This is a genomic window from Streptococcus oralis (assembly GCF_018448765.2).
Classification (GTDB): Bacteria; Bacillota; Bacilli; order Lactobacillales; family Streptococcaceae; genus Streptococcus; species Streptococcus oralis_BM.
Genome location: NZ_JAHCMC020000001.1, coordinates 301,567 through 327,180, shown reverse-complemented (window position 1 = coordinate 327,180; position 25,614 = coordinate 301,567). Strand labels below are relative to the sequence as shown.

Below are 25,614 nucleotides of genomic sequence, written 5' to 3'. Positions count from 1 at the left end.
CACTCCTTTATGTCACTTTTTATAACATAGCCGTATTTTATCAAATTTATTCAAAAATGTAAAGTTACTGCTTTTATGACAACTGGTGTCTCAAAACAAAAAGGAAGTACAGTTTTTCTGCAACTTCCTTTTCTGTTTATAGATTACTTGACGTGTTTTTCAAGTTCTTTTTGGTATTTGGCATTTGTTTCGATTTTTTCTTGTTGCCATTTCTTGAAGGCTTCTTCGTATTCTTTTGCAGTCACGACGTCATTTTGCAATTCCAAACCTTTGAACACAAATGGGTCTCCCTTGATTCCGACTTGAGAGTATGCTTTTGTGAATGGTACAGTTCGGCTAACAGTTGGAGAACCACCTGAAGAAGCAACTGGAATCAAGAGCGAGCTATCAGACACCCAAGCTTGAGCTTTGGCGTATTTTTCATAACGCTTATTGAGGTCGCTAGTTTCAGCTGCAGCATCATCCAAGAGTTTCTTGTATTCGTCCAGTCCAACTTGAGCCATCACTTCTGGATCTTTTCCGCGAGTGATTCCCAAGTGTTTAAGGGCAGAACCCTTCTTGGCATCAAGAATGTTTAGGTAGGTAGCTGGGTCTTGATAGTCTGGTCCCCAACCAGTTCCGTTCAAATCATAGTCTTTTTGAGATGGCACCTTGGCTTGAGACGTAATGCTCATTTTTTCATTATCGGTCATTTGAAGGACATCGACAATGACATTCTCTGTACCAAGTGATGATTCGATTGACTGCTTGAGTGAATTGGTTTGCTGAACCGCGATTACATCTGTTTGTTCAACCGGAATATCCAAATGAATTGGGAAGGTAACACCCTTGGCTTGCAATTCTGTCTTAGCTTTATCAAAGGCTGCCTTAGCCTTTTCAGGACTGTAAATCGTATCTTTGCCATCTGTAAGAGCTACATCTTTCCACTGGTCTCCATATGAAACGAACTCTGCCTGAGCCAACTCTCCAAAGGTCTTTTCACCTACTTGAACGTAGTCATGAGGCACTAGGCTGTTACGGATAATTTTGTCCGCACCTTCTTCACCATTCAACTGAGCAGTGTAAGAATGACGGTCAAGGGCAAAGTTCAGCGCCTGACGGAAGTTCTTGTTAAGAAGAGCTTCTTTTGTTGATGTTTTTTGAGCTTCGTCTGTTTTAGCTGTTTTATTGTAAGACTGGCGATTTACGTTAACAGTGAGGTAGTAGCTTGTCGCTTCTTGTGGACTGTAGACAATCTTATCGCTGTACTCTTTTTTAGTTGACTCAAAATTTGAGCTTGTTGGGAAGAGACGAGCTGTTGTATAAGCACCCTGTGTAAAGCTACGAATCAAAGATTCTTGGTCTGATCCATCGTAGAAAGTTAGTTTGACATTGTCAATCTTAACGTTGTCCTTATCCCAATAGTTTGGATTCTTTTCATATTCGATGACTGATTTTGAAGTCAATGATTTCAAGAAATAAGGACCGTTATAAAGAATACTTGATGGTGTTGGCGCACCGTAGTCGCTCCCTTTAGAATTCAAAAACTCTTCATTTACTGGAAGCATGGTCGCAGTTGTGACTTTAGAGTTCCAGAAACTTTCTGGCTTGTTGAGCGTATATTCTACTGTGTAATCGTCAACAGCCTTGACTCCTACTGTAGAAAAGTCATTGCTTTCTCCACTGATGTAGGCAGCCAAACCTTTGATAGAATCTTGAAGGAGAGAGAGACCGTCTGATTTGCCATCAGCCGCGTGTTTCAGACCAGTAACAAAATCCTGAGCTTTGACTTCAGCATACTCTTCTCCCTCAGAAGTATACCATTTTACTCCCTTACGAAGTTTGTAGGTATAAGTCAAGCCATCTTTAGAAACGGACCAGTCTTCTGCAAGTGATGGAATTAAGTTTCCATACTTATCATTTTCCAAAAGGCCATCGACAACGTTGGCTATAACGTCAGAAGTTGAACTCTTGCTCGTCACACTGTAGTCCAAAGACGATGGATCCATAGCATAGACATAAGAGAATGTCTTGGGCGCTTCAGCCTTCTTTTCACTTTGCCCACAAGCAGTTAAAAGAAGGGCTGTGCTCAGGACGGCACCTGCTCCTAAGAGCCACTTTTTCGATCTCATAAGTAATCTCCTTTAAGATAGTATTTCCACCATTATACCCTATTTTTTCATAAAAGCAAGGACTTTCGACAGATTTTTTAGAAAATTCTAACAAATATTTTTTAAAGATTTTTCTGTACAATTTTTAGTAAAAAACCTCAAGCTTTTGAAGCTTGAGGTTCTCTCATTTTAGTCAGTCATTTCCACACAGAAGGCATCCCATGGAGCCAAGGTCTGTTTCTCAACTGCTTTTTTAGCAGTAGTGTTTTCAATCAAGACAGATTTAACTTTTCCTTCTACTGAAAAGTTTTGTTTTTCATTGGACAGGTTAGCCACAACTAAGAAACGACGGTCACCGTCCTTACGGATATAAGCAAAGATCTTGTCAGCTGTATCAAGCAATTCAAAATCAGCTCGAATCAGCCAGCTGTTCTCCTTACGGATTTGAACGAGTTTTTGATAGGTATAGAAAATAGAATCTGGATTTGCCAGTGCTTCTTGAACGTTGATTTCTTCGTAGTTTGGATTAACTGCCAACCAAGGTTGACCTGTTGAGAAGCCAGCGTTTTTACTCTCATCCCATTGCATTGGGGTACGGGCATTATCACGACCAATGACACGAATGCTGTCCATGATTTCTTCTATCGGAACGCCTTTTTCAAGAGCCTCACGCGCATAGTTGAGGGATTCAATATCTTCTACTTGGTCCAGTGTTTCAAAAGGATAATTTGTCATCCCAATTTCCTCACCTTGGTAAATATAAGGAGTCCCTCTCATCAGATGAAGCAAAATCGCAAAGGCTTTGGCGGATTTTTCACGGTATTCTTGGTCATTTCCCCAGATAGAGACGATACGAGGAAGGTCATGGTTGTTCCAGAAGAGGGAATTCCAACCATCATCAACTCCTAACTCTGTCTGCCATTTGTTGAAGATTTCTTTTAACTTCCCTACATTTAACTCTTTTTGGTAATGCCACTTAGGTTGCCCTTCCTGATATTGAAGACAGATGTGTTCAAACTGGAAGACCATAGACAATTCTTGTCCCTTTGGATCAGAGTAGAGCTTAGCAATCTCTGGCGTTGCTCCCCAGGTCTCCCCTACTGTCAAGAGATCCTTATCTCCAAAGGTCGCCTGATTCATTTCCTTGAGATAGGGATGGAGCATAGGACCGTTATTGACTACTTTCTCATCAGGAATCTTGCCAATCATATCAATGACATCCATACGGAAACCACCAATACCTTTATCAATCCAGAAGTTCATCATCTCATAAATTTTCTGGCGAAGTTTTTCATTCTCCCAGTTGAGATCAGGCTGTTTCTTGCTGAAAAAGTGGAGATAGTACTGACCTGATTTTTCATCGTATTCCCAAGCAGACCCACTAAAGATAGACTCCAAATCATTGGGCTCATCTCGCCAGATATAGTAGTCTCGCTCAGGACTGCCAGGATTTTCACAGGCCTCTACAAACCAGGCATGCTCATCCGAGGTATGATTGACCACCAAGTCCATGATGATACGAATATCACGCTTCTTAGCTTCTGCAATGAGTTGGTCCATGTCCTCCATAGTCCCGAAAATAGCTGCAATCGCTTGATAATCAGTAATATCATAGCCATTATCATCCATAGGACTGTCATAAACGGGAGAAAGCCAAATCGCTGTAATTCCTAACTTAGCTAGGTAGTCTAACTTACTAGTAATTCCTGGCAAATCGCCAATTCCATCTCCGTTACTGTCCATGAAACTCTTTGGATAGACTTGATAGACTACGGCATTGTGCCACCATTTTTCTTGCATCTGTTTACCTCATTATTTTAATAATCTATAGTCTATGATAGCGCTTTTTAAAATTTTGTGCAAGCGTTTGCTTAATCTTTTTAATTTCTTTTTTAGCTCCGTAGTTTCCTAACTTCCAATTTTTTATTATAATAGAGGTCAGAGGTAAAAAAATGAAAAAACAAGCTTTTAGTTCTGAACAATATCTGAATCTACAGCGCGACCACATTTTGGAGCGCATTAACCAATTTGATGGCAAGCTCTATTTGGAGTTTGGCGGCAAAATGTTAGAAGATTTCCACGCTGCTCGTGTACTTCCTGGTTATGAGCCTGACAATAAAATCAAGCTCTTGCAAGAATTGAAAGAGCAGGTTGAGGTTGTGATTGCCATTAATGCTAGCAACATCGAACATTCCAAAGCACGTGGCGACCTAGGCATTTCTTATGACCAAGAAGTTCTTCGTTTGATTGATAAATTCAATGAATTGGGAATTTTTGTCGGCTCCGTTGTCATTACACAATACGCTGGTCAGCCCGCTGCAGATACCTTCCGCAACCAGCTTGAGAAAAATGGAATTGATTCTTATCTTCATTATCCAATCAAAGGATATCCGACGGATATGGACCACATCATCTCTCCGGAAGGCATGGGAAAAAACGACTACATCAAAACCAGTCGCAACTTGATCGTCGTAACCGCTCCTGGACCTGGATCAGGAAAATTGGCAACTTGTATGTCCAATATGTACCATGACCAAATCAATGGTATCAAGTCTGGCTACGCTAAGTTTGAAACCTTCCCAGTTTGGAACCTGCCCCTTCATCACCCAGTCAACTTGGCCTACGAGGCTGCAACCGCAGACCTTGATGATGTCAACATGATTGACCCATTCCACCTCCAAACCTACGGAGAAACCACTGTCAACTACAACCGTGATATCGAAATCTTCCCAGTGCTCAAGCGCATGTTAGAGCGCATCCTCGGCGAATCTCCATACGCTTCACCAACAGACATGGGCGTCAACATGGTTGGCTTCGCTATTACAGATAATGAGGCTGCTATCGAAGCTTCAAAACAAGAAATCATCCGTCGCTACTATCAGACTGTACTTGATTTTAAAGCTGAAAAAGTCGGAGAAACTGCTGTCAAGAAAATCGAGTTGCTCATGAACGACCTCGGTATCACACCTACAGACCGTAAGGTTGCTGTCGCAGCACGTCAAAAAGCTGAAGAAACCGGCGGGCCTGCCCTTGCTCTCGAATTGCCATCTGGTGACATTGTCACTGGTAAAAACTCAGAACTCTTTGGCCCTACAGCTGCCGCCTTAATCAATGCCATCAAAAAATCAGCTGATATCGCTAAGGAAGTAAAATTAATCGAGCCTGAAGTCGTCAAACCAATTCAAGGCCTTAAAATCAATCATCTCGGCAGCCGCAATCCTCGCCTCCACTCAAATGAAATTTTGATTGCGCTAGCCATCACAGCTATGGAAAATCCAGATGCTGCGCGTGCCATGGAAGAACTTGGGAACCTCAAAGGAAGCGAAGCTCACTCAACCATCATCTTGACCGATGAAGACAAGAATGTCCTTCGCAAGCTAGGCATCAACGTAACCTTTGACCCATACTACCAATACGATCGCCTGTATCGTAAGTAAATAAACAAGGCTGGACAAAAACTCAATTTGAGAGAAAAATCCAGTAAATCTTTACATAATAAAAAAATCAAACGCATAATATCAAGTCTTTTGGACACTTGGTATTATGCGTTTTTATAATCTTCCATCCTCATTTATTTTAATGAAATTGTCAACTCGACAGAGGCTCCTCCTTGATCTGGATTGAGCAGGGTCAGACGGCCACCATGCAAGAGAGCTACCCGCTTAGAAAAGGCTAAGCCGATACCATGATGGGGATTAGCTGAATTGCGGCTTTGGTCACTCTGGTAAAAGAGCTGTTCCGCTCCTAGCAGCATCTCCTCTGAAAATGCTGGACCGTTGTTCCAGATAGCAAAAACCAACTGATCCTGCTGCACTGATACCGTCAGCTTCACTTCCTTTTGGTCCTGATTAGCATGTTCAAGCGCATTCAGTAAAATATTGAGCAAAGCTCGCTTGAGATAGTCCAAATGAATCGACAAAATCAGACTAAGGTCACAATCTTCTTGGAGAGAAAAACGATAGCTTTCCTGTTTGCTGAACAGTGCCCAATCGTCCTGGAGATAAGCCAAAAAGTCCTCTAAGGAAAGCTGACTGAACTGATTAGCATCAATCTGAAAAGTCTTAGCGTAATCAATCAAAGAGCCACAATACTCTTCCATCTTGTGACTAGCCTGCAAAATCTCAGCAGCATAGTCTGCCTGAGGCTGGCCCAACTGCGCCAACTCCAAGAGCTCAGCATTCCCCTTAATCACAGTTAGGGGCGTCTTCAAATCGTGCGACGTCGCTGATAGCTGTAAAATCAACTCCTGATTATGCTGCTGCTCTTTTTCTAGAAGACGAACATTTTCTTGGTGGCTGCTCCGTAAATCGCTATAGACTTCTAGCATTTCCTCAATCCGAAAAAGCTGGCTTTGATTTTCTTCTAGAAGCTTCTCGCTCGTTAGCATTTTTATTTCCCTGTCGATTTTTCGGAGCAATTTCAAAATATGATAAAAAGTAATCAGCAGCAAGCTCCCTGCCCAAAAGAATAAGGTGAAAAGAACGTGATTACTTCCTTGCGTAAATTCATAACCTATAAGCACAAAAATCAAAACATGAAAAAAGACGATCTTTAAACTGGTTGTCCAGACTAGGCTTTTGAAATTTCGGGTTCTAATTGCCATCTATAGCCTACTCCTCTCACTGTTGCGATTGCTTGCAGCCCTTCTTGTTTGCATTTTTGGCGAATCTGATATACGTATTCTGAGATGGAGCGAAGCTGTGTTTCTGAGCTTTCTGGGTAAAGCAAGGTATGCAGGCGTTCAGCTGAGAAGGTCTGCTTGGGATTGCTAGCAAGTAAATGTAGCAACTTAAACTCTCGCTCTGAAAATTTCAAGACTTTACCAAAACAGGCAACTTCATAGCGCTCTGGATAAAATTGACAAGAAGCAATTTCAGAATATCGCTCCTCACGTCTTTCCTCCCGCCGAAGATGAGCTCTGACACGCGCCAGCAATTCTTTGGTTTCAAAAGGCTTGACAATATAGTCATCTGCTCCGCGAAAGAGTCCTTCCACTTTATCCGCCTCCAATTCCTTGGCAGTCAGAAAGATGATTGGACACGAAAGATGAGGACGAATGTAGGAACACAGCTCAAAACCGTTAACAGGCTCCATCATCACATCCAGCAGAATCAAGTCATATCCAACAAAATGCGTCAAATCTAGCTCTTCTATCCAATCAAGCGTCGTCACATCATAAGCATCGAGCTCTAGGACGTTTTTTACTAGCTTCAAAATGCTCCGGTCGTCATCAACTACCAAAATACGATACTGTCTCATGAGTTCCATTATAGCATACCTCTAGCGAACATCTCGTTTCAAGGTTAAGAATATAGCAGAGCTCCAAACCAAAGCTAACCATAACAGCTGTATTCCCAGCCCTGAGAGATTTATTGAATGCTGAAGTCCTTCATACTCAAAAAGATTTAGCGTAGCCAGATCGGGCAGGTATTTTGCTTCTTTGATGAAAGTCGCCAATAAACGGCTGATACCAATCAAGAGAGGAAAGAGCACCGACACCGGCACAACCCAAGATTGAAAGAGCAAAGCGAGGCCGGCAGTTAAAAAAGCCAGAAAAATATTGCTGAGAAGACCAAAAGAGCTGTAATAAAGAAATTTCCCTAGTAAGGACCAGCTAAAGCTTAGGTCAAAACGAGCCAGCATAACAAGGAAACAACTGCCTATCATGACACTGTAGAGAACCAAGAGCAGCAAGTCCAGAAAAAGGAATTTCCCAGCCAGCCAAGCTTTTCTATTTGATACGGTTAGAAAATTCGTTCGCATCCCAGACTTGACAAACTCCTGGGCAAAATAGAGAGAAGTAAAGATGACGATGACAGGCTGCGCCAGATAGAGGGCATGCAAAACCTCGCTCAGAGCCTTCGTCTGACCAACTGCTGTCTGACTGTAGTCAAGATTCATCAGAAAAAATGGAACAGCTACCATAGCCACTAAGGCTGCACCAAGAGCGAGATAATAAGAACGGAACTTAATCCATTCACTTCTAAGCAGAGCTTTTATCATCAGTATCGCCCTCCTAAATCCGTCTTCAAAAAGCGCAGAGAGACCATGCCACCGATGACTAGCAACCATGCACCAAGTATCAACAGCCCTTGCAAGGGATTGTTAGCATATTGGGAAGTTGGCGTTGCAGCAAACAACTCTCCTGCTGGCTGTGGCAAATAAGTCCCCCAACTCGTGTGAGCTGCCAGGTAGTTTCCCAGATTATAGATCTGTGGTACGAGAAAAAGCAGAGGAACTAGCATGGTCCGAGCCAATAAACCTAACAAAAACGAAAGGATTCCCAATAAGGTCAGAGATAAGGTTTTCCACAAAATCAAACTCCAAGCTGCCTGATTGAGCAGAATCGGATCAAGTCCTTCCTTTCCTAAAGCGAGATGCATGACCATATAACTAAAGTAGATTGATAAAAAGCTAGTGGCAAGAGAAAAGCAAGTAAAGGTCATGAGTTTCCCCACAAGCAACTTCAGGCGGTTATTACAGGTCAAGAGACTGGTTCTCAAGCTATGAGACTGAAATTCCATAGCTCCCAAAATTCCAGCTAAAATGACCAAAACCATGACCGCCATAGAAGCTCCATTGAGACCTAGATATTCTAGCGGATCAATGGCGTTTATCAGATTAGGAACCGTCTCAGGTGTAGCATCCAAGCCGATAGACAGATACTGTCGGCCCTCCAACCAGGATACGACAGGCACCAATAGTAGCATGAAGGCCACACTCACTTTGAAAGCCTTGATTGAGCGAATTTTCAACCATTCTGAATGCAATAAAGACATCGTTTCTTTCATCTTAAACCTCCTCTGTCAAATCAAAGAAGAGATCTTCTAGACTGTCTGAATCTTGCAGCACCTCTTCCAATCGTCCCTGCTCAATAATTCGCCCATGATGAATCAAGACTACATCATCTGTCACCATTTGCACCTCTGATAGGATATGGGAAGATAGAAGTACCGTTTTCCCTAAATCAGCCTGCTGACGGATAAACTTTCTAAACCACTTAATCCCACTTGGATCCAGCCCATTAGTCGGCTCGTCTAATATAAGAAACTGAGGATCACCCAGCAAAGCTGCTGCTAAACCCAACCGCTGACCCTCCCCCAGAGACAGGCTTGACAAGAGGTCCTTCCTCTTATGAGCGATTCCAGTCATCTCCAAGACCTCATCAATCCGAGACTTGGGAATAGCATTACTCGCCGCAATAATTCTCAAGTGGTCATAGACCTTTCGATTTGGCAAACCGCCAATGCCGTCAAAGGCTGCACCTACCGTTCTGAGCGGATAGATCATTGACTGATAGGTTTGCCCATCAAAAGTCGCCGCTCCTGCTGTCGCCCGATCTAACCCCAAGAGAATCCTCAAGGTCGAACTTTTCCCTGCACCATTCGGGCCCAGAAAAGCTGTAATCCGCCCGCTTCTAGCTGTAAAAGAAATATCTTCTAAAATCTGCTTGCTGCCATGCTTTTTGCAGACGCCTTCTATTTTCACCATATGTTCCATACTGAACTCCTTTATCTTTATTTTCTCCAGTATACCCAATCTAGTTCAGAATTAGTTCAGAAATCAAGCAAAAATTCTAAAAGTTGACTCCACCTTTCAAAAGTCGCTATAGCTTCATTAGAAAGAACTCAGTTTTTCTTTATAATTCTGCGAGTTTTGTATGGAGACTTTGTTATAATGCTAGTCTCAAAAAGTCATTTATCAAACTTCATCAAGAGCAGTCTTTATGATATAATGAAAGAAGAAAACTGAAAGGAACTACCATGTCAAAAGAAGTTATTGTTGAAAGTTTTGAACTTGACCACACCATTGTTAAAGCACCCTATGTTCGCTTGATTGGGGAAGAAACAGGACCAAAGGGAGATGTCATCTCCAACTTTGATATCCGCTTGGTGCAACCAAATGAAGACTCTATCCCTACCGCTGGCCTTCACACTATCGAACACCTCTTGGCCAAACTTATTCGTACCCGTATTGACGGCATGATTGACTGTTCACCATTTGGTTGCCGTACAGGCTTCCACATGATTATGTGGGGTCAACATACCAGTGCTGAAATCGCGGCTGTTATCAAGGATTCTCTCAAAGAAATTGCTGAAACCATTACTTGGGAAGATGTTCCTGGAACAACCATCGAATCTTGCGGAAACTACAAGGACCACAGCCTCTTTTCTGCTAAGGAATGGGCGAAGCTCATCCTGGAACAAGGAATCTCAGATGATGCCTTTGAGCGTCATGTCATCTAAACACAAAAGGAACCAGCTTTTTAGCTAGTTCCTTCTTTTTTTATTCTCAAAATCTTGTGTTAGGCTTTTTCACGAATGACCAAAACACCATCTTCCATATCTGCTTCCAGATGTTTGGCATCTAGATGATCCAAGTGGAAGTCTGTCACCTTATCACGAATTTGTTGTTCAACCACGCGACGGAGAGGACGAACACCCATAACTTCGTCATAGCCTTCTTCTGTGATAAAGTCCTTAGCTGCTTGGCTAACTTCAAGGTCGATTCCTTTCTTAGCCAAGGTTTGGTTGACTTCAGCCAACATCAAGTCCACAATCTTAGAAAGGTCTTCCTTATTCAAGTGTGAGAACTCGATAACTGCGTTAAAGCGATTGAGGAATTCTGGACGGAAGTATGGTTTCAAACGATCCATCAATTCTGGTTTATCCGCATCTTCTGTCAAGTTGGCTTCATAACCAAATCCAGCATTTGATGTCGCGATAATGACAGTGTTCTTGAAGTTCACTGTATTTCCTTGACCATCTGTCAAACGACCATCATCCAAGACTTGGAGGAGAAGGGTGATTACTTGAGGATCAGCCTTTTCAATTTCGTCCAAGAGAATGATAGAGTAAGGATTGCGACGAACACGTTCTGTCAAGGTATTGCTATTGTCATCATAACCCACATAACCTGCTGTTGTACCGATTAACTTAGAAACGGCTGTGCGGTCACTGTATTCAGACATATCCAAGCGGATGATCGCATCCTTAGTTCCAAACATATCGAGCGCCAATTGCTTAGCAAGTTCTGTCTTACCAACCCCAGTAGGCCCTACAAAGAGGAAGCTACCGATTGGGCGATTGCCTTCATCAAAACCTGCACGGTTACGACGGATAGCACGAGCTACAGCTTCTACCGCCTTATCTTGGCCGATTACCTTGTGTTCCAAACGATGAGCCATATCTTTCAAACGTTCGATGTCTGATGCTCCCATTTGTGAAACTGGAATACCAGTCATACGTTCCACAGATTCAGCCACATCGTTGACACTTGCAGTCACCTTCATATCTTCTGTGTGGTTTTCGATTTTCTTTTCCAATTCTGCAATACGTGTTTTGGCATTAAGAGCTGCTTCAAAGTCTTCTGCCTCAACTGCTTTTTCTTGCTTGTCTTTTTCTGCCTCAATTTCCCGTTCAACAGCGTGCACATCTGTTACAGGATGTTGAGCTGCCAAGTGAGCTGCCGTTACATCAACAAGGTCAATAGCCTTATCTGGCAAGCTACGTTGAGGAATGTATTGGACAGAATAATCCACTGCTGCTTTCAAGACTTCGTCTGGCAAAATGACATTGTGGTGTTGTTGATAGAGATCACGAATCCCTTGAAGGATTTTAAAGGTATCCTCTGCTGAAGGAGCATTGACCTTCACTTCGTTGAAACGACGAGCAAGAGCTGCATTTTTCAAGATGGTGTTACGGTATTCGTCTTGAGTCGTTGCCCCAATAACGGTCAACTCACCTCGAGAGAGAGCTGGTTTGAGAATATCCGCAAGACCTTTAGAACCACTTTCACCTCCGATTGAGCCAGCGCCAAGGATTTGGTGAATTTCATCAAAGAAGAGGATAATATTTCCTGCTTCTTTTACTTCATTGACTAAGTTTTGAACATTTTCTTCAAAGCTACCACGGTATTGAGTACCAGCCTCAAGACCTGAGATATCAATAGAAATGATTTCCTTGTTCTTAATAGCAGCTGGAACATCTCCGTTCACAATGGCTTGTGCTAGACCTTCGACAACGGCTGTCTTACCAACACCTGCATCTCCGACCAGAACAGGATTATTTTTCGTACGACGTGAGAGGATTTCAGCTGTTTCTTGAATTTCCTTGTTTCGTCCGATAACAGGATCCAACTTGCCCTCACGAGCTTCTGCTGTCAAGTTACGACCTAGCTTAGCAAGGACACCGTCTTGTTTCATACCTGAAGCGTGTTGTTGCATTTGCACCTCAGATTCTGCATTTCCTGGTAATTGACCAGTTGCACGATAGTGAGCGAATTCCTCAGGTGTCACTTCTCGTCCATTAATCAAGTAGCGACGGTTCTCAGAACTGTATCCTCGCATGCCACCCATCAATTGGTTAAATAAATCATCCATGTTGTTAAAGTTATTAAAGTTGTTGTTCATATTCTTTACCTCGTTTATTCTTAATTATTTGCGGTCTCTGATATTGACTATCTTTGACCTTTGTTTTTAAAATTTTAGACTAGCTAACTAGCTACCCTAAGTATAATTTCTGGTTTTTCTTTTTTAAACAAGCCTTTTATCATTTTCTTTTCATAGTCTGTTAGATTTAACATAGGCCTCACCCCTTTCTAGGGTATCTATCGTACATTTTCAAGAAATAAAATCATTGAAAATGAGGTTTTTTAAGGAAGTCATTTTCCTTATGTTTCTACTATACCACTTTGGTCAGTAAAAGTCAATAACTTTTTGACTAAATTTGACTATTTTTTTAAAATTTTTCAAGAACGCAAAAAGCCAGTCGTTTCCAACTGGCCTTTTCTATTTAATTTAAAATCTTAGCTCAATGCATCATCCATTGAAAGAACTTCGTGGAAGACACGTTGTGTCAATTCAGTTTTTTGTTCTGGTGTGAGGTATTTAGTGTTTACACAGTATCCTGAGATACGAACGATGACATCTTCGCCATTCATAATCTTGTCATAAACATCTTTCAAGTCCATAACGTTCAAGTTACAGTGTTGTCCACCGTTTTCAAAGTAACCATCAAGGATTGTTACTAAGTTATCCACTTGTTCGTCACGAGTTTTACCAAGAGCACGAGGTGAAACTTGAGTTGTCAATGAGATACCATCAGCTGCATAACCAAAGTCAAGGCTAGCAAGTGAGTTCAAGTTTTGCAACCATCCACCTTTAGCTTTGTTAGATGGGTTAGCACCTGGTGAGAAGAATTCAAGTTTAGACAAGTTCACAGAACCATCTTCGTTGAGGTATACACCTTTGTGGACTGGTGAGTTACCAGTTTGTTTAGAGTAAGCAACGTTAGATGTGATGGTCAAAAGTGATACTGTAGCTTCTGCGTTCTTGTAGAGTTTGTGGCTACGTAGACGAGTTGTGTAAGCTTCGATCAACCATTCTGCCAATTCGTTTGAACGTGGGTCATCTTCACCCCAACGTGGGTATTCACCGATTGTTTCGTAATCGTAGATGTAGCCATTTTCGTCACGGATTGGTTTAACTGTAGCGTATTTAATCGCTGACAATGTATCAACAGTGTTAGCAAATCCACAGATACCGAATCCCATATTTGCACGTTGTTTAGTTGGCAAGAAGGCCATTTGAACCGCTTCGTAGTTGTACTTATCAGTCATGTAGTGGATGATGTTCAAAGCATCTACGTAAGTGTCAGTCAACCAGTCAAGAGATTTTTCAAAGTTGGCTTTAACTGATTCAAATTCAAGAACTTCGTCACGGATTGGTTCGATGTCAAATACCTTGTAGTCTTTGTGAACATCGTCGTAACCACCGTTCAAACCAGTAAGAAGGGCTTTCAATACGTTAACACGAGCACCGAAGTACTGGATGTTGTGGCGTTGTTCTTCATTTTCTGGGTCAAGTGGTGACACACAGCATGAGATACAGCTCATTTCACCATATCCGTCTTTAGCCATTGTTGTTACACCTTCGTATTGGATAGAAGAGTGTTTGTGGCTCATGTGCATACAGTAGCGACGGAAGCTATAAGGTAATTTGTCAGTCCAAAGAACTGTCAAGTTTGGTTCTGGAGAGTTACCGATATTGTCAAGAGTGTTCAAGAAACGGTAGTCCATCTTAGTAACACGATGACGACCGTCGTTACCCATACCAGCCATAGAAGTTGTGATGAAGGTTGGGTCACCTGAGTACAATTGGTCATAAGCTTTTGTACGAGCAAATTTAACTGTACGAAGTTTCATAACGAAATCATCAACGAATTCTTGGATTTCTGATTCAGTAAATGTACCACGAGCAAGGTCACGTTCTGCAAAGATGTCCAATACGATTGGCACACGTCCTAGAGATGTTGCAGCACCGTTGATAACACGGCAGACTGCCATAAAGGCGATGTTCACCCATTGGATAGCTTCTTTGACATTCATCGCTGGTTTGCGAACATCAACACCGTAAAGGTCACCCAAGCGAACAACTTGTTGCAATGCTTGGTATTGAAGGTTTACTTCTTCACGAAGACGGATTGTTTCTTCATCAATTTCTTTAATTGCATTCCAGTCGTTTACTTTTTCTTGCATCAAGTAGTCTGCACCGTAAAGAGCAAGACGTGCGTACACACCAATGATACGTCCACGTGAGTAGGCATCTGGAAGACCAGTTACAGTGTGAGCGTGACGAGCACGACGGATATTTGAAGTGTAAGCACGGAAAATACCGTCGTTAACTGTTGTTACGTATTTTGTGAAAATTTCATGAACAGCTGGATCTGGTTCGTATCCATTTTCTTTCAAAGTAGTTTCAGCCATACGGATACCACCTTTTGGCATGAAGTTCAATTTGAAGAGTTCATCGTTTTGGATACCGAAGATCAATTCGTTTTCTTTGTCGATAAATCCAGCAGGAATATCAGCAATAGATGTTGGACGAGTGTCCATTGGGAAACGAGTTTCTTCGTAGTGTGCTTTTGTTTCTTCTACGATTTTTTTGATGTGAAGCGAACGTTCTGTTGGGCCAGCAAGGAAACTTTCATCTCCATCGTAAGGTGTGTAGTTAGCTTGAACGAAGCGAGAAATACTTGCTTTTTCTTTCCAATCTACGCCTTTGAAGCCTTCCCAAGCTTTATCAAAAATATCTTGCGCTTCAACAACTGTCTTAACAACCATGTTAATGTCCTCATTTTTCTTTCTAGTAACAACTATCTGTTACATTCATAAATCAAGTATACCACACAGTAACCGATTTCAACAAGAAGAAAACAGCCTTTTTAGCGCTTTCTTTTATAATACAGACTATATTTTAATGCTATCTGTATTATATATTTGAAAGTCAGACTACTCTTTTCCATTTTTTCAGAAAAAAAGGTATAATGAATAGAAAATGACGCTAGAAAGGAACAAAAATGCTCATATTTCCATTGATTAATGATTTGTCCAGAAAAATCATCCATATCGACATGGATGCCTTTTTTGCTTCGGTGGAAATCAGAGATAATCCTAAGTTAAAGGGTAAACCTGTCATCATTGGGAGCGATCCCAGACAAACAGGTGGTCGAGGAGTCGTTTCTACCTGTAGCTATGAGGCACGAGCTTTTGGTGTTCATTCAGCCATGAGTTCTAAAGAAGCTTATGAGCGCTGTCCCCAAGCTATCTTTATCTCAGGAAATTATGAAAAATACAAAACTGTGGGACTTGAGATCCGAGCTATTTTTAAACGCTACACTGATTTGATTGAACCTATGAGTATTGACGAGGCTTACTTAGATGTGACAGAAAATAAACTCGGTATCAAGTCAGCCGTCAAAATAGCCCGCCTCATCCAACAGGATATCTGGCAGGAGCTACATCTGACTGCTTCTGCAGGCGTCTCTTATAACAAATTCTTAGCTAAAATGGCTAGTGACTATCAAAAACCACATGGTTTAACAGTCATCCTCCCAGATCAGGCTGAGGATTTTCTCAAACAAATGGACATTGCTAAATTCCACGGCGTGGGCAAAAAAACAGTTGAACGGCTTCATGAAATGGGCATTTATACTGGTGAAGACTTATTGGACGTTTCTGAAGTCACTTTAATCGATCGGTTTGGCAGACTCGGTTTTGATCTTTATCGAAAGGCTAGGGGCATTCATAATTCACCGGTAAAATCCAATCGTATTCGTAAGTCCATTGGCAAGGAAAAAACCTACGGAAAAATCCTGCAAGTAGAAGAAGACATCAAAAAGGAGCTGACTCTTCTCTCAGAAAAGGTAGCTCACAATCTCAGCAAGCAGGACAAAGCTGGAAAAATCATTATCCTAAAGATTCGTTATACTGACTTCTCCACCCTGACTAGACGAAAAAGCCTCCCACAAGCTACACAGAACGCTAGCCAAATTGCGCAAACCGCCCTTCAACTATACGAAGAACTAGCTGAAAAAGAAAAAGGCATCCGTTTACTAGGAATCACAGTGACAGGATTTCAAAAAGCTTGAAGTGAGATTCCTTCAAGCTTTTTCTTATACAAATAAACGCACAAAACTATAAAGCAACAAGACACTACCGAGTACAATACGGTATTTCCCAAAGAGTGTAAAGTCGTGTTTTTTCACATAGCTAGTCAAGAAACGAATAGCAACCATGCTGACCGCGAAGGCTACTCCCATAGCAACCAAAAGCAAGAATAGTTGTCCAAAACTCAAAAGTTGACCTGCTTTTATAAATTTGAAAATCTTTAAAGCACTGGCTCCAAACATCACAGGAATTCCGAGGTAGAAGGTAAACTCTGTTACGACAGAGCGACTCGTTCCATTTAACAAACCACCGACAATCGTCGCACCTGAACGGCTCGTTCCTGGGAAGAGGGCGAGGACTTGGAAGAGTCCGATATAGAGAGCTGTCTTGTAGGGAAGCTTTTCAAGTTCTGTGACTGTTGGTTCAATAGCTTGCGCCTTATTTCTTTTTTCAAGATAGATAAAGGCAACCCCATAGATAATCAACATAATCGCAACTGATACCATATTATGAAAATGAGTGTCAAACCAATCATCCAGCTTAAAGACTAACAATAAAGGCAAGGTCGCAACGAGGACTTTTGACCACAATTGCCAAGTTCGACGGACTTCCACCTTATTTTTACTAGGTTTGAAGGGATTGAGCTTGTTAAAGTAAATCACCATAACCGCTAAGATAGCACCGAGCTGAATGACAACATTAAACATGGACATGAAGGCTTCATTTTGGTCCTTGTATTGTACAAATTCTTCAACCAAGATCAAGTGACCCGTACTTGAAATGGGCAACCATTCTGTAATTCCTTCAACAATCCCAAAAAAGATCGACTTCAAAATTTCAATAAGATACATGTATTACTCCTTTTTCTGTCCTCTATTATAGCATAATTTCAGATTCTGCGATAGGTTTTTTAGAAGGCACCGATGCTACCACCGCCTCCGCCTCCTGAGAATCCTCCACCTGAAGAACCACTTCCAGAAGATACGGAGTAGTTGCTTGCTGTGTTTGCAATACTAGCATAGTGGCTCATTTGAGCAGTTGAATGATAAAACATACTGTGCCAGCCATAAGCTACATAAAGATTGATATCTGGGTTCTCTACCTGAATCTGATAAGATCTCATCAAATGGCACACCTTGTCCGCATAACCAAATAAAGTAGCATAAACAAGGAGACGATTCCAAACAACAATACTTTCTAATGCTGCCTTGTCTAGATGGGCGATATCGCGAAGCATGTTTTCAAAACTAGTCCAGAGATAGTACACTTCTAGTCCATCTTCATTTAAAACACCATCACGAGTATCAAATCGGGTTGTCCAATAATAGACGGCAGCTAACATCAAGCCTGCAAATCCAAGGATAAGAAGTAGCAGAGAAAGATACCCGTGGGCATCCAAACTATACAAGAACCAGCCAAAACCAACGAAAGCAGGTAAAATCGTAAAGACACCTATCGTCAATCGCAGGATTTTTTCACCATTACTCAGTGAACGATAATAATCTGGAAGTTGCAAAGAGGAAACCCGCTTTCTCACTCCATCCTGCATCTGCTTCAGAGCTTGCTCAAAAGACGACTTAAGCTTACGTCCTGTTTTCTGAATTCGTTTTTCATCAGCTGCTTTTGCACCTTGATAAAGACTAGTTGACACTTGGTAATCTGCAAACAAATCTGAAACAAGCACTTCTTCTCTTCCTGAAAAGGCCAAATTAAGGCAATCCTTTTCAAAACTGGCTAATCCTTTTTCTTTTACGACTTTTAAACGAACCTCATCTCCATTTGAGATGATCGAAACATTTCCACGGTCAATCACATCCAACAAGGTTGCCTGAACGAGTTGGTCAAAGGTGAACTTCCCTCCTCCCTTGGTCAAGGGGCTGACTTCCTCTAAAGAAGTGGAGTAAACAGATTCCGATAAAACCATCGGTTCTAAGTCCATTGGCGGTTCGTAGAGACGGTGATTTTTAGCATGTTTCTTCGATGGGGAGGTTTTTCTTCGGTAAATGCGATAGAAAATGACACTAAAGACTAAAGAAAGCGAGAGTAGAAAAGGGATAATCCACGTAACCAGAGCTTTGCTCTGAGCTTTTTCAGCAGCAATGGACTCCTCTATTTTTTCAAATTTTGCTAAACGATTGCCCTTCAATCCCTGATCCAAATCAGTTCCAAAATCTTTTCTAGGCCAATAGGCATGCAATTCAACCCCACGCTGACGAGGTAGGTTCTGCAAATGAACACGATAATCACCACCTGTCTTCTCTACCTTGCCCTCTGTAAAGAGTTTCCCTGTATGAAAGAAAAGTTTTTCAGCTCCATTAAAGCCTGTTACCCGAAACTCAAAATTTTCGATAGGTTCTGAACTATCTGTCAAGGGTTGCCAATTAAGTTCCGCGATATCATCATATAGAAATAGGAGGTTTTTTAGTTGCCATGTGATTACCACTTCAACGGTATCCCCTTCTTGGCCTGGATTATACACTTTTACAGTATAACCTTCCGATTCTTCTATCACTTCACTATTGACATTCTCAATGGCGCTAGCATTTTTCCATACCTGAACCTTCGGACTGGGATCTATTTCAAAGCCCTTTGGCATCTTACCAGAACGGCCAAGTCCTACTAGTTGTCCATTAAAGTCTTCATCAAAATAATAGACTACTTTCTCCCTAAATTCTGCCGTATTATCTGCATGAATATACAAATCACCTTGATAAGAGCGAATCTTAAAATCAACCGCAAAAACAGAGAGTGGTAAAATACAAAACAAGCTAAATAAAAGCACGAAAAAAGTCTTTTTCACAACACAATCCCCCTTTTTATCTTTGCTATCATTATATCATTTTTTATAAGTAAAGGCTTACTCGTATTGAAAATCTCACCATTTTTAGATACAATAGAGAGAAGTCATTTTTTAGACTAGAAATAGGAGAAAACATGAAAAAATTATGCTTATCTATTCTTGCTAGCCTAGCCCTTACATTAGGACTAGCTAGCCAAGTCCAAGCCGACGAATATTTACGCATCGGAATGGAGGCAGCTTACGCTCCCTTCAACTGGACCCAAGACGATGATAGTAATGGTGCTGTCAAAATCGACGGTACCAATCAATATGCCAACGGCTATGATGTTCAAATTGCTAAAAAAATTGCCAAAGATCTAGGTAAGGAACCTTTGGTCGTAAAAACAAAGTGGGAAGGACTTGTTCCAGCCCTTACTTCTGGCAAAATCGATATGATCATTGCTGGTATGAGCCCAACCGCTGAACGTAAACAAGAAATTGCCTTTTCAAGCAGTTACTATACTAGCGAGCCAGTTCTATTGGTCAAAAAGGACTCTGCCTATGCGAATGCCAAATCTTTAGAGGACTTTAGCGGAGCAAAAATCACTTCTCAACAAGGTGTTTACCTTTATGACCTGATTTCCCAAATTCCAGGTGCCAAAAAAGAAACTGCTATGGGCGACTTCGCTCAGATGCGCCAAGCTCTGGAAGCCGGTGTCATTGATGCCTATGTTTCTGAACGACCTGAAGCACTGACCGCTGAGTCTGCCAACGCTAAGTTCAAAATGATCCAACCCCAACCCGGTTTCAAAACTGGAGAAGAAGATACAGCTATCGCCATTGGACTTCGTAAAGATGACAGTCGTATCAGCCAAATCAATGCGAGTATTGAAACCATCTCCAAAGATGAACAAGTTGCACTGATGGATCGTATGATTCAGGAGCAACCTGCCGAAGCCACAACAACTGAAGAAAGCAGCAGTAATTTCTTCAACCAAGTTGCTAAAATTCTTTCTGAAAACTGGCAACAGCTCTTGCGTGGTGCAGGTGTCACTCTTTTAATCTCAATCATCGGAACTATCGTAGGTCTCATTATCGGTCTTGCCATTGGTGTCTTCCGTACGGCTCCTCTCTCTGAAAACAAAGTCATTTACGGCCTACAAAAACTAGTCGGTTGGATTCTCAATGTCTATATTGAAATCTTCCGTGGTACACCGATGATTGTTCAATCCATGGTTATCTACTATGGGACTGCTCAAGCTTTCGGTATCAATCTCGACCGGACACTGGCTGCTATCTTTATCGTCTCAATCAACACGGGTGCCTACATGACAGAAATCGTTCGTGGTGGTATTCTAGCAGTTGACAAGGGACAGTTCGAAGCTGCAACTGCTCTTGGTATGACACACAATCAAACCATGCGTAAGATTGTCCTTCCTCAGGTTGTCCGTAATATTCTACCTGCTACTGGTAATGAGTTTGTCATCAATATCAAAGATACCTCTGTATTGAACGTTATTTCAGTTGTCGAGCTTTATTTCTCAGGAAATACTGTAGCGACGCAAACCTATCAATACTTCCAGACCTTTACCATCATTGCAGTGATTTACTTTGTCCTCACCTTCACTGTGACCCGTATCCTACGTTTTATCGAACGCTATATGGACATGGACACTTACACTACAGGTGCTAACCAAATGCAAACGGGGGATTTGAAAAAATGACACAACCAATCCTTGAAATCAAACACCTAAAAAAATCCTATGGACAAAATGAAGTGCTAAAAGACATTTCTCTCACCGTCCATAAAGGAGAGGTTATTTCCATCATTGGAAGCTCGGGAAGCGGAAAATCAACCTTCCTTCGCTCAATCAATTTACTCGAAACACCTACAGGAGGAGAGATTCTCTATCGCGGAGAAAATGTCCTGGAAAAAGGCTATAACCTCACCCATTATCGTGAAAAGCTCGGTATGGTTTTCCAATCTTTCAATCTCTTTGAAAATCTGAATGTCCTCGAAAATACCATCGTCGCCCAAACGACAGTACTCAAACGTGACCACTCTGAAGCTGAAAAAATTGCCAAAGAGAATCTTGAAAAAGTTGGTATGGGAGAACGTTACTGGCAAGCCAAGCCGAAGCAACTTTCAGGTGGACAAAAGCAACGTGTAGCTATCGCTCGTGCACTCTCCATGAATCCTGACGCCATTCTCTTCGACGAACCAACATCTGCCCTTGACCCCGAAATGGTCGGAGAAGTCCTCAAAATTATGCAGGACCTAGCTCAAGAAGGCTTGACCATGATTGTTGTAACCCACGAAATGGAATTTGCTCGCGACGTCTCCCATCGTGTCATCTTCATGGACAAGGGAATCATTGCAGAAGAAGGTAAACCTGAAGAACTCTTCACGAACCCTAAAGAAGAACGGACAAAAGAATTCCTTCAGCGTTATCTCAATTAATAAATAAAGACTGCATACAGAATGCAGTCTTTTTAGTTTGTAATTGTAAATAAAAGGCAGACTCGATTCAGGAATCTGCCTGTAACCACAGTTCAATCTTCAAATTTTTCATGATTTTTTTCATAGAAATCGATTAAACTAAGAGCTGTTTCAAATGAAATATTTTTAACTTTTGCGCGTCCTTGCGCTAGGGCAATGATAGACATTTCACGCGCATTCGTTTCTTTAGAGATACGGTAACCTGTGATCTTCTTATCACGAACCCAGCCAACAACTGCTTCTACCTTTTCAAAGTTTGACTTAACCATGTTCTTCTCCTGAATTATTCTTTACAATTCCTAATTGTATACGTTTTTATTTTATCTGTCAATAAAAAAACATATATTCGTCACAACTATATTATTCTGCATATTTTTATTTGGCTTTTAAAGCCGATAATATATGAGTTCTTATATCTTCAACTCCATTAGGATTTGCTGGTAGGAAGATTGTATTATTTCCTTCTTTTTCTGCAAAATTATTCAATGTGTCTAAATACTGGTTCGTTAATAGGATAGACATGATTTGTTCTTCAGTTAGCTCAACATTAGCTCCCTTTAACTCTTTGATAGAATCAGCCAGTCCGTCAACAATCGCTTTACGCTGCTCTGCAATCCCTACACCATGTAGGCGATCTTTTTCTGCTTCTGCTTCTGCTGCGGTCACGATCTTAATCTTATCTGCTTCAGCAAGCTCTTGCGCCGCAACTCTCTTACGTTGAGCCGCGTTAATTTCATTCATTGATTGTTTTACTTCGGCATCAGGTTCAACCTTAGTAATCAGCGTTTTGACAATGATATACCCATATGTAGACATTTCTTCAGCCACTTGTTTTTGAACTTCTAAGGCGATTTCATCCTTCTTCTCAAACAACTCATCTAGGGTTAGCTTTGGTACAGATGAACGCAAAGCATCTTCAATATAGGATTTAATTTGGGCTTCTGGACGCATCAATTTATAATAGGCATCTGTGACATTGTTTTCATTTACTCGATACTGAGTTGCTACATTCATCGTCACAAATACATTATCTTGCGTCTTTGTCTCTACAACGATTTCACTCTGCAACAAACGTAGTTGTACTCTTGCTGCAATTCTATCAATCCCAAAGGGAGCCCGCAAATGAATACCACTATTGCTCAACTTTTGGTATTTACCAAAGCGTTCTATGATAGCGACAGATTGTTGTCGAACCACATATACAGAACTAATCGTAATCACTGATGCAATCACCACTAAAAACAATAAAACAAGTAAAATTTGTAAAACCATGGGAATCTCCCCCTTTCATCACCCTCATTATAACACCATCGTTATCATTACGCAAATAATATGATAATAATTTTATTTTAGTTTAAACTAACATGTTATACAATGTTTCGTTTCCATTCAAATTAATATAAGACGGGTCAAACTTTTCCATACGATGAATCAATCCAGCATAGTCATGCTTATTGGCAAGGGCTACCCCAATCAATACAGGGCCTGTCCCCTTGCTTGCTCGTTTGATATATTCAAAACGAGTGATGTCATCATTTGGCCCCAAAATGTCATTTACAAACTCTCGGAGAGCTCCTGGACGCTGTGGGAAATTCACTACAAAGTAATGCTTGATTCCATCGTAAATCAAGGCACGTTCTTCCATCTCTGGCATGCGGTTGATATCGTTATTTCCTCCAGAAATAATACAACAAATCGTCTTGCCTTTGATATAGTCTGATAAAACTTCCAAGGCTGCAACGCTGGCAGCTCCGGCTGGTTCTGCTACAATACCTTGTTTGGAATAAAGATCAATCAAGGTTTCAGAAATCAATCCCTCGTCCACCCCAATCAGCGTTTCAACATTCTTTCGGGTCGCTTCATAGGTCAACTGTCCAACCTTCTGTACAGCTATCCCATCAGCAAACTTATCAATTTCTTTGAGTTTAACTGGTCCCCCAGCCTCAAAGGCAGCTTTCATAGAGCGGGCTCCATTGGCTTCTACCCCAATCACTTCAATAGTCGGGTTGGTTTCCTTGATGTAAGTTGAAACACCGGCAATCAATCCACCACCGCCTACTGGTACAAGTACTGTATCAAAATCAATAGACTCTTTACGGGCTTCTTCAAGAATCTCATAAGCGACAGTCCCTTGACCAGCCTGAACATGCGCATCATCAAAAGGATCAATGAAGGTGCGGTTTTCAGAAACTGTAAATTCTTGTGCTGCCTTAGCAGAAGCATCAAAGGTATCCCCAACTAACTTAATTGTCACAAAATCACCACCAAAAAAGCGGACCTGTCCAATCTTTTGTTGCGGTGTTGTGATGGGCATAAAGATGGTTGCAGGAATTTTCATCTCATTACAAGTATAGGCGACACCTTGGGCGTGATTTCCTGCAGAGGCACAGACTACACCACGCTCACGTTCTTCTTTTGATAGTTGAGAGATGGCATAATAGGCTCCGCGAATCTTAAAGGAACGAACACGCTGGGCATTCTCCTTCTTCAAATAAATCTTAGCACCATACTTCTCCGATAAATAATGATCATAATCAAGCGGAGTATTGACTACTACACCACTCAATACTTTGTGGGCTTTCACCACGTCTTTTGCACTTAGCATTGTCTCCTCCTCAAATACTTTTTAAGATAAAAAGCGAGTTAGGTACCCCCAACTCGCCTTCTGTTTTTCTTCACAAGAATTAGTTGTAGATTTTGAATGCGTCGTCGTCGTTTTTACCAACGAAAGGCATTGCTTTACGCAATTCAGCACCAACTTTTTCAATTTCAAGGTTAGCTGCTTGTTCACGGTAAGCAGTCAATTTTGGACGTCCAGCCTTGTAGTCATTTACAAAGTCATTTGCAAATTTACCATTTTGGATATCTGCCAAAACAGCTTTCATATTTTCTTTGACTTGCTCAGTAATCACACGTGGACCTGATACATAGTCACCGTATTCAGCAGTGTTAGAAATTGATTGACGCATTTTCTTGAATCCACCTTCATAGATCAAGTCAACGATCAATTTCATTTCATGAAGAACTTCAAAGTAAGCCAATTCTGGGGCGTATCCTGCTTCTGTCAAGACTTCAAAACCTGCTTCGATAAGGGCAGTCAAACCACCACAAAGTACAGCTTGTTCACCAAACAAATCTTCTTCAGTTTCTTCTTTGTAAGTTGTTTCAAGCAAACCAACACGAGCTGCTCCAACACCTTTACACCAGTCCATAGCAATATTTTTCGCATTTCCTGTAGCGTCTTGGTATACTGCATAAAGAGCTGGAACACCAAAACCTTTTTCGTAAGTACGACGTACCAAGTGTCCTGGTCCTTTAGGAGCACACATGAAGACATCTACATCTGCAGGAACTTTGATAAATTCAAAGTGGATGTTGAAACCATGGGCAAATCCAACTGCATTTCCTGCTTCCAAGTTTGGAGCGATTTCTGCTTCGTACAATTCTTGTTGGATTTCATCTGGTGCCAAGATCATGATAACGTCAGCCAATTTAGTTGCTTCTGCTACTGTGTAAGTGTCAAAACCATCTTCTTTTGCTTTGTCAAAAGATTTACCTGGGCGCACACCGATGATGACATCACGACCTGAATCACGCAAGTTTTGCGCATGCGCATGTCCTTGTGAACCATAACCGATTACGGCGATTTTTTTACCGTCAAGCGCTGCTACTTTAACATCTTTTTCGTATTCCATTTGAACTGCCATAGTTTTTCTCTCTTTTCTATTATTTATTGCCTTTTAGGCTGGTTTAACAAATTTATGCTGGATTTTATACTCAATAAAAATCAAAGAGTA

At 41.4% G+C, this 25,614-nt stretch carries 20 protein-coding genes; 5 read left to right on the top strand and 15 right to left on the bottom strand.

Annotation, left to right across the window (positions count from 1 at the left end; genetic code table 11):
* Positions 1-143 precede the first annotated feature (143 nt).
* Complete coding sequence (locus KIH88_RS01590) at positions 144-2,111, bottom strand: peptide ABC transporter substrate-binding protein (RefSeq protein ID WP_213988364.1); 1,968 nt, start codon at positions 2,109-2,111, stop codon at positions 144-146.
* 168 nt (positions 2,112-2,279) lie between these two features.
* Positions 2,280-3,890, bottom strand: coding sequence for a glycoside hydrolase family 13 protein (locus KIH88_RS01585; protein WP_213988365.1), 1,611 nt, complete (start codon positions 3,888-3,890; stop codon positions 2,280-2,282).
* A 152-nt stretch (positions 3,891-4,042) separates the two neighbouring features.
* Between KIH88_RS01585 and KIH88_RS01580 the strand changes: the two genes are divergently transcribed.
* Positions 4,043-5,527: a DUF1846 domain-containing protein gene (locus KIH88_RS01580; RefSeq protein WP_213988366.1), complete on the top strand. Its 1,485-nt coding sequence runs from the start codon at positions 4,043-4,045 to the stop codon at positions 5,525-5,527.
* Positions 5,528-5,661: 134 nt separating this feature from the next.
* On the opposite strand, the gene KIH88_RS01575 is transcribed toward KIH88_RS01580, so the two are convergent.
* Genes KIH88_RS01575 through KIH88_RS01555 form a run of 5 tightly spaced genes read right to left on the bottom strand, consistent with a single transcriptional unit; the run spans position 5,662 to position 9,590 of the window.
* Complete coding sequence (locus KIH88_RS01575) at positions 5,662-6,693, bottom strand: sensor histidine kinase (protein ID WP_213988367.1); 1,032 nt, start codon at positions 6,691-6,693, stop codon at positions 5,662-5,664.
* Positions 6,660-7,358 (bottom strand): response regulator transcription factor, encoded by a 699-nt coding sequence (locus KIH88_RS01570; RefSeq protein ID WP_213988368.1) that lies wholly within the window; start codon positions 7,356-7,358, stop codon positions 6,660-6,662. Before KIH88_RS01570 ends, KIH88_RS01575 begins: the two co-directional genes overlap by 34 nt.
* A 12-nt stretch (positions 7,359-7,370) precedes the next feature.
* Entirely contained in the window at positions 7,371-8,093 is a 723-nt protein-coding gene (locus KIH88_RS01565; protein WP_213988369.1) for a lantibiotic ABC transporter permease, read from the bottom strand.
* A complete protein-coding gene (locus tag KIH88_RS01560) occupies positions 8,093-8,881 on the bottom strand; it encodes a lantibiotic ABC transporter permease (protein ID WP_213988370.1) in 789 nt (262 codons plus the stop codon). The genes KIH88_RS01565 and KIH88_RS01560 overlap by 1 nt, the downstream gene beginning before the upstream one ends.
* A gap of 1 nt (position 8,882) precedes the next feature.
* The gene (locus tag KIH88_RS01555) at positions 8,883-9,590 is read right to left on the bottom strand and encodes an ABC transporter ATP-binding protein (protein ID WP_213988371.1); all 708 of its coding nucleotides are present in this window, start codon (positions 9,588-9,590) and stop codon (positions 8,883-8,885) included.
* A gap of 263 nt (positions 9,591-9,853) precedes the next feature.
* Between KIH88_RS01555 and KIH88_RS01550 the strand changes: the two genes are divergently transcribed.
* Positions 9,854-10,336 (top strand): S-ribosylhomocysteine lyase, encoded by a 483-nt coding sequence (locus tag KIH88_RS01550; RefSeq protein ID WP_213988372.1) that lies wholly within the window; start codon positions 9,854-9,856, stop codon positions 10,334-10,336.
* Between the two features lie 59 nt (positions 10,337-10,395).
* Here KIH88_RS01550 and KIH88_RS01545 read toward each other — a convergent pair whose 3' ends face one another.
* Positions 10,396-12,501 (bottom strand): ATP-dependent Clp protease ATP-binding subunit, encoded by a 2,106-nt coding sequence (locus KIH88_RS01545; protein WP_213988373.1) that lies wholly within the window; start codon positions 12,499-12,501, stop codon positions 10,396-10,398.
* 395 nt (positions 12,502-12,896) lie between these two features.
* Complete coding sequence (gene pflB / locus KIH88_RS01540; protein ID WP_000260616.1) at positions 12,897-15,212, bottom strand: formate C-acetyltransferase; 2,316 nt, start codon at positions 15,210-15,212, stop codon at positions 12,897-12,899.
* A 236-nt stretch (positions 15,213-15,448) separates the two neighbouring features.
* Here pflB and dinB point away from each other — a divergent pair, with 236 nt between their 5' ends.
* Positions 15,449-16,519: a DNA polymerase IV gene (gene dinB, locus KIH88_RS01535; RefSeq protein ID WP_213988374.1), complete on the top strand. Its 1,071-nt coding sequence runs from the start codon at positions 15,449-15,451 to the stop codon at positions 16,517-16,519.
* A 24-nt stretch (positions 16,520-16,543) separates the two neighbouring features.
* Here the strand turns inward: dinB and KIH88_RS01530 are convergent, their stop codons facing one another.
* Positions 16,544-17,389, bottom strand: a complete 846-nt coding sequence (locus KIH88_RS01530) for an undecaprenyl-diphosphate phosphatase (protein ID WP_213988375.1) — start codon at positions 17,387-17,389, stop codon at positions 16,544-16,546.
* A 59-nt stretch (positions 17,390-17,448) separates the two neighbouring features.
* Positions 17,449-19,338: a DUF2207 family protein gene (locus KIH88_RS01525; protein ID WP_213988376.1), complete on the bottom strand. Its 1,890-nt coding sequence runs from the start codon at positions 19,336-19,338 to the stop codon at positions 17,449-17,451.
* A 134-nt stretch (positions 19,339-19,472) separates the two neighbouring features.
* On the opposite strand from KIH88_RS01525, the gene KIH88_RS01520 reads away from it, so the two are divergent.
* Positions 19,473-21,041 (top strand): ABC transporter substrate-binding protein/permease, encoded by a 1,569-nt coding sequence (locus KIH88_RS01520; protein ID WP_213988377.1) that lies wholly within the window; start codon positions 19,473-19,475, stop codon positions 21,039-21,041.
* Entirely contained in the window at positions 21,038-21,778 is a 741-nt protein-coding gene (locus KIH88_RS01515) for an amino acid ABC transporter ATP-binding protein (RefSeq protein WP_000193353.1), read from the top strand. The genes KIH88_RS01520 and KIH88_RS01515 overlap by 4 nt, the downstream gene beginning before the upstream one ends.
* Positions 21,779-21,870: 92 nt before the next feature.
* On the opposite strand, the gene KIH88_RS01510 is transcribed toward KIH88_RS01515, so the two are convergent.
* From KIH88_RS01510 to ilvC, 4 genes are all read right to left on the bottom strand, one after another.
* Positions 21,871-22,086 (bottom strand): capsule biosynthesis transcriptional regulator, encoded by a 216-nt coding sequence (locus KIH88_RS01510; protein ID WP_000241003.1) that lies wholly within the window; start codon positions 22,084-22,086, stop codon positions 21,871-21,873.
* 106 nt (positions 22,087-22,192) lie between these two features.
* Entirely contained in the window at positions 22,193-23,089 is an 897-nt protein-coding gene (locus tag KIH88_RS01505) for an SPFH domain-containing protein (RefSeq protein WP_000244063.1), read from the bottom strand.
* An 82-nt stretch (positions 23,090-23,171) separates the two neighbouring features.
* A complete protein-coding gene (gene ilvA, locus KIH88_RS01500) occupies positions 23,172-24,422 on the bottom strand; it encodes a threonine ammonia-lyase IlvA (protein WP_000947302.1) in 1,251 nt (416 codons plus the stop codon).
* Positions 24,423-24,501: 79 nt separating this feature from the next.
* Positions 24,502-25,524, bottom strand: coding sequence for a ketol-acid reductoisomerase (ilvC, locus tag KIH88_RS01495; RefSeq protein WP_213988378.1), 1,023 nt, complete (start codon positions 25,522-25,524; stop codon positions 24,502-24,504).
* Positions 25,525-25,614: the final 90 nt, after the last annotated feature.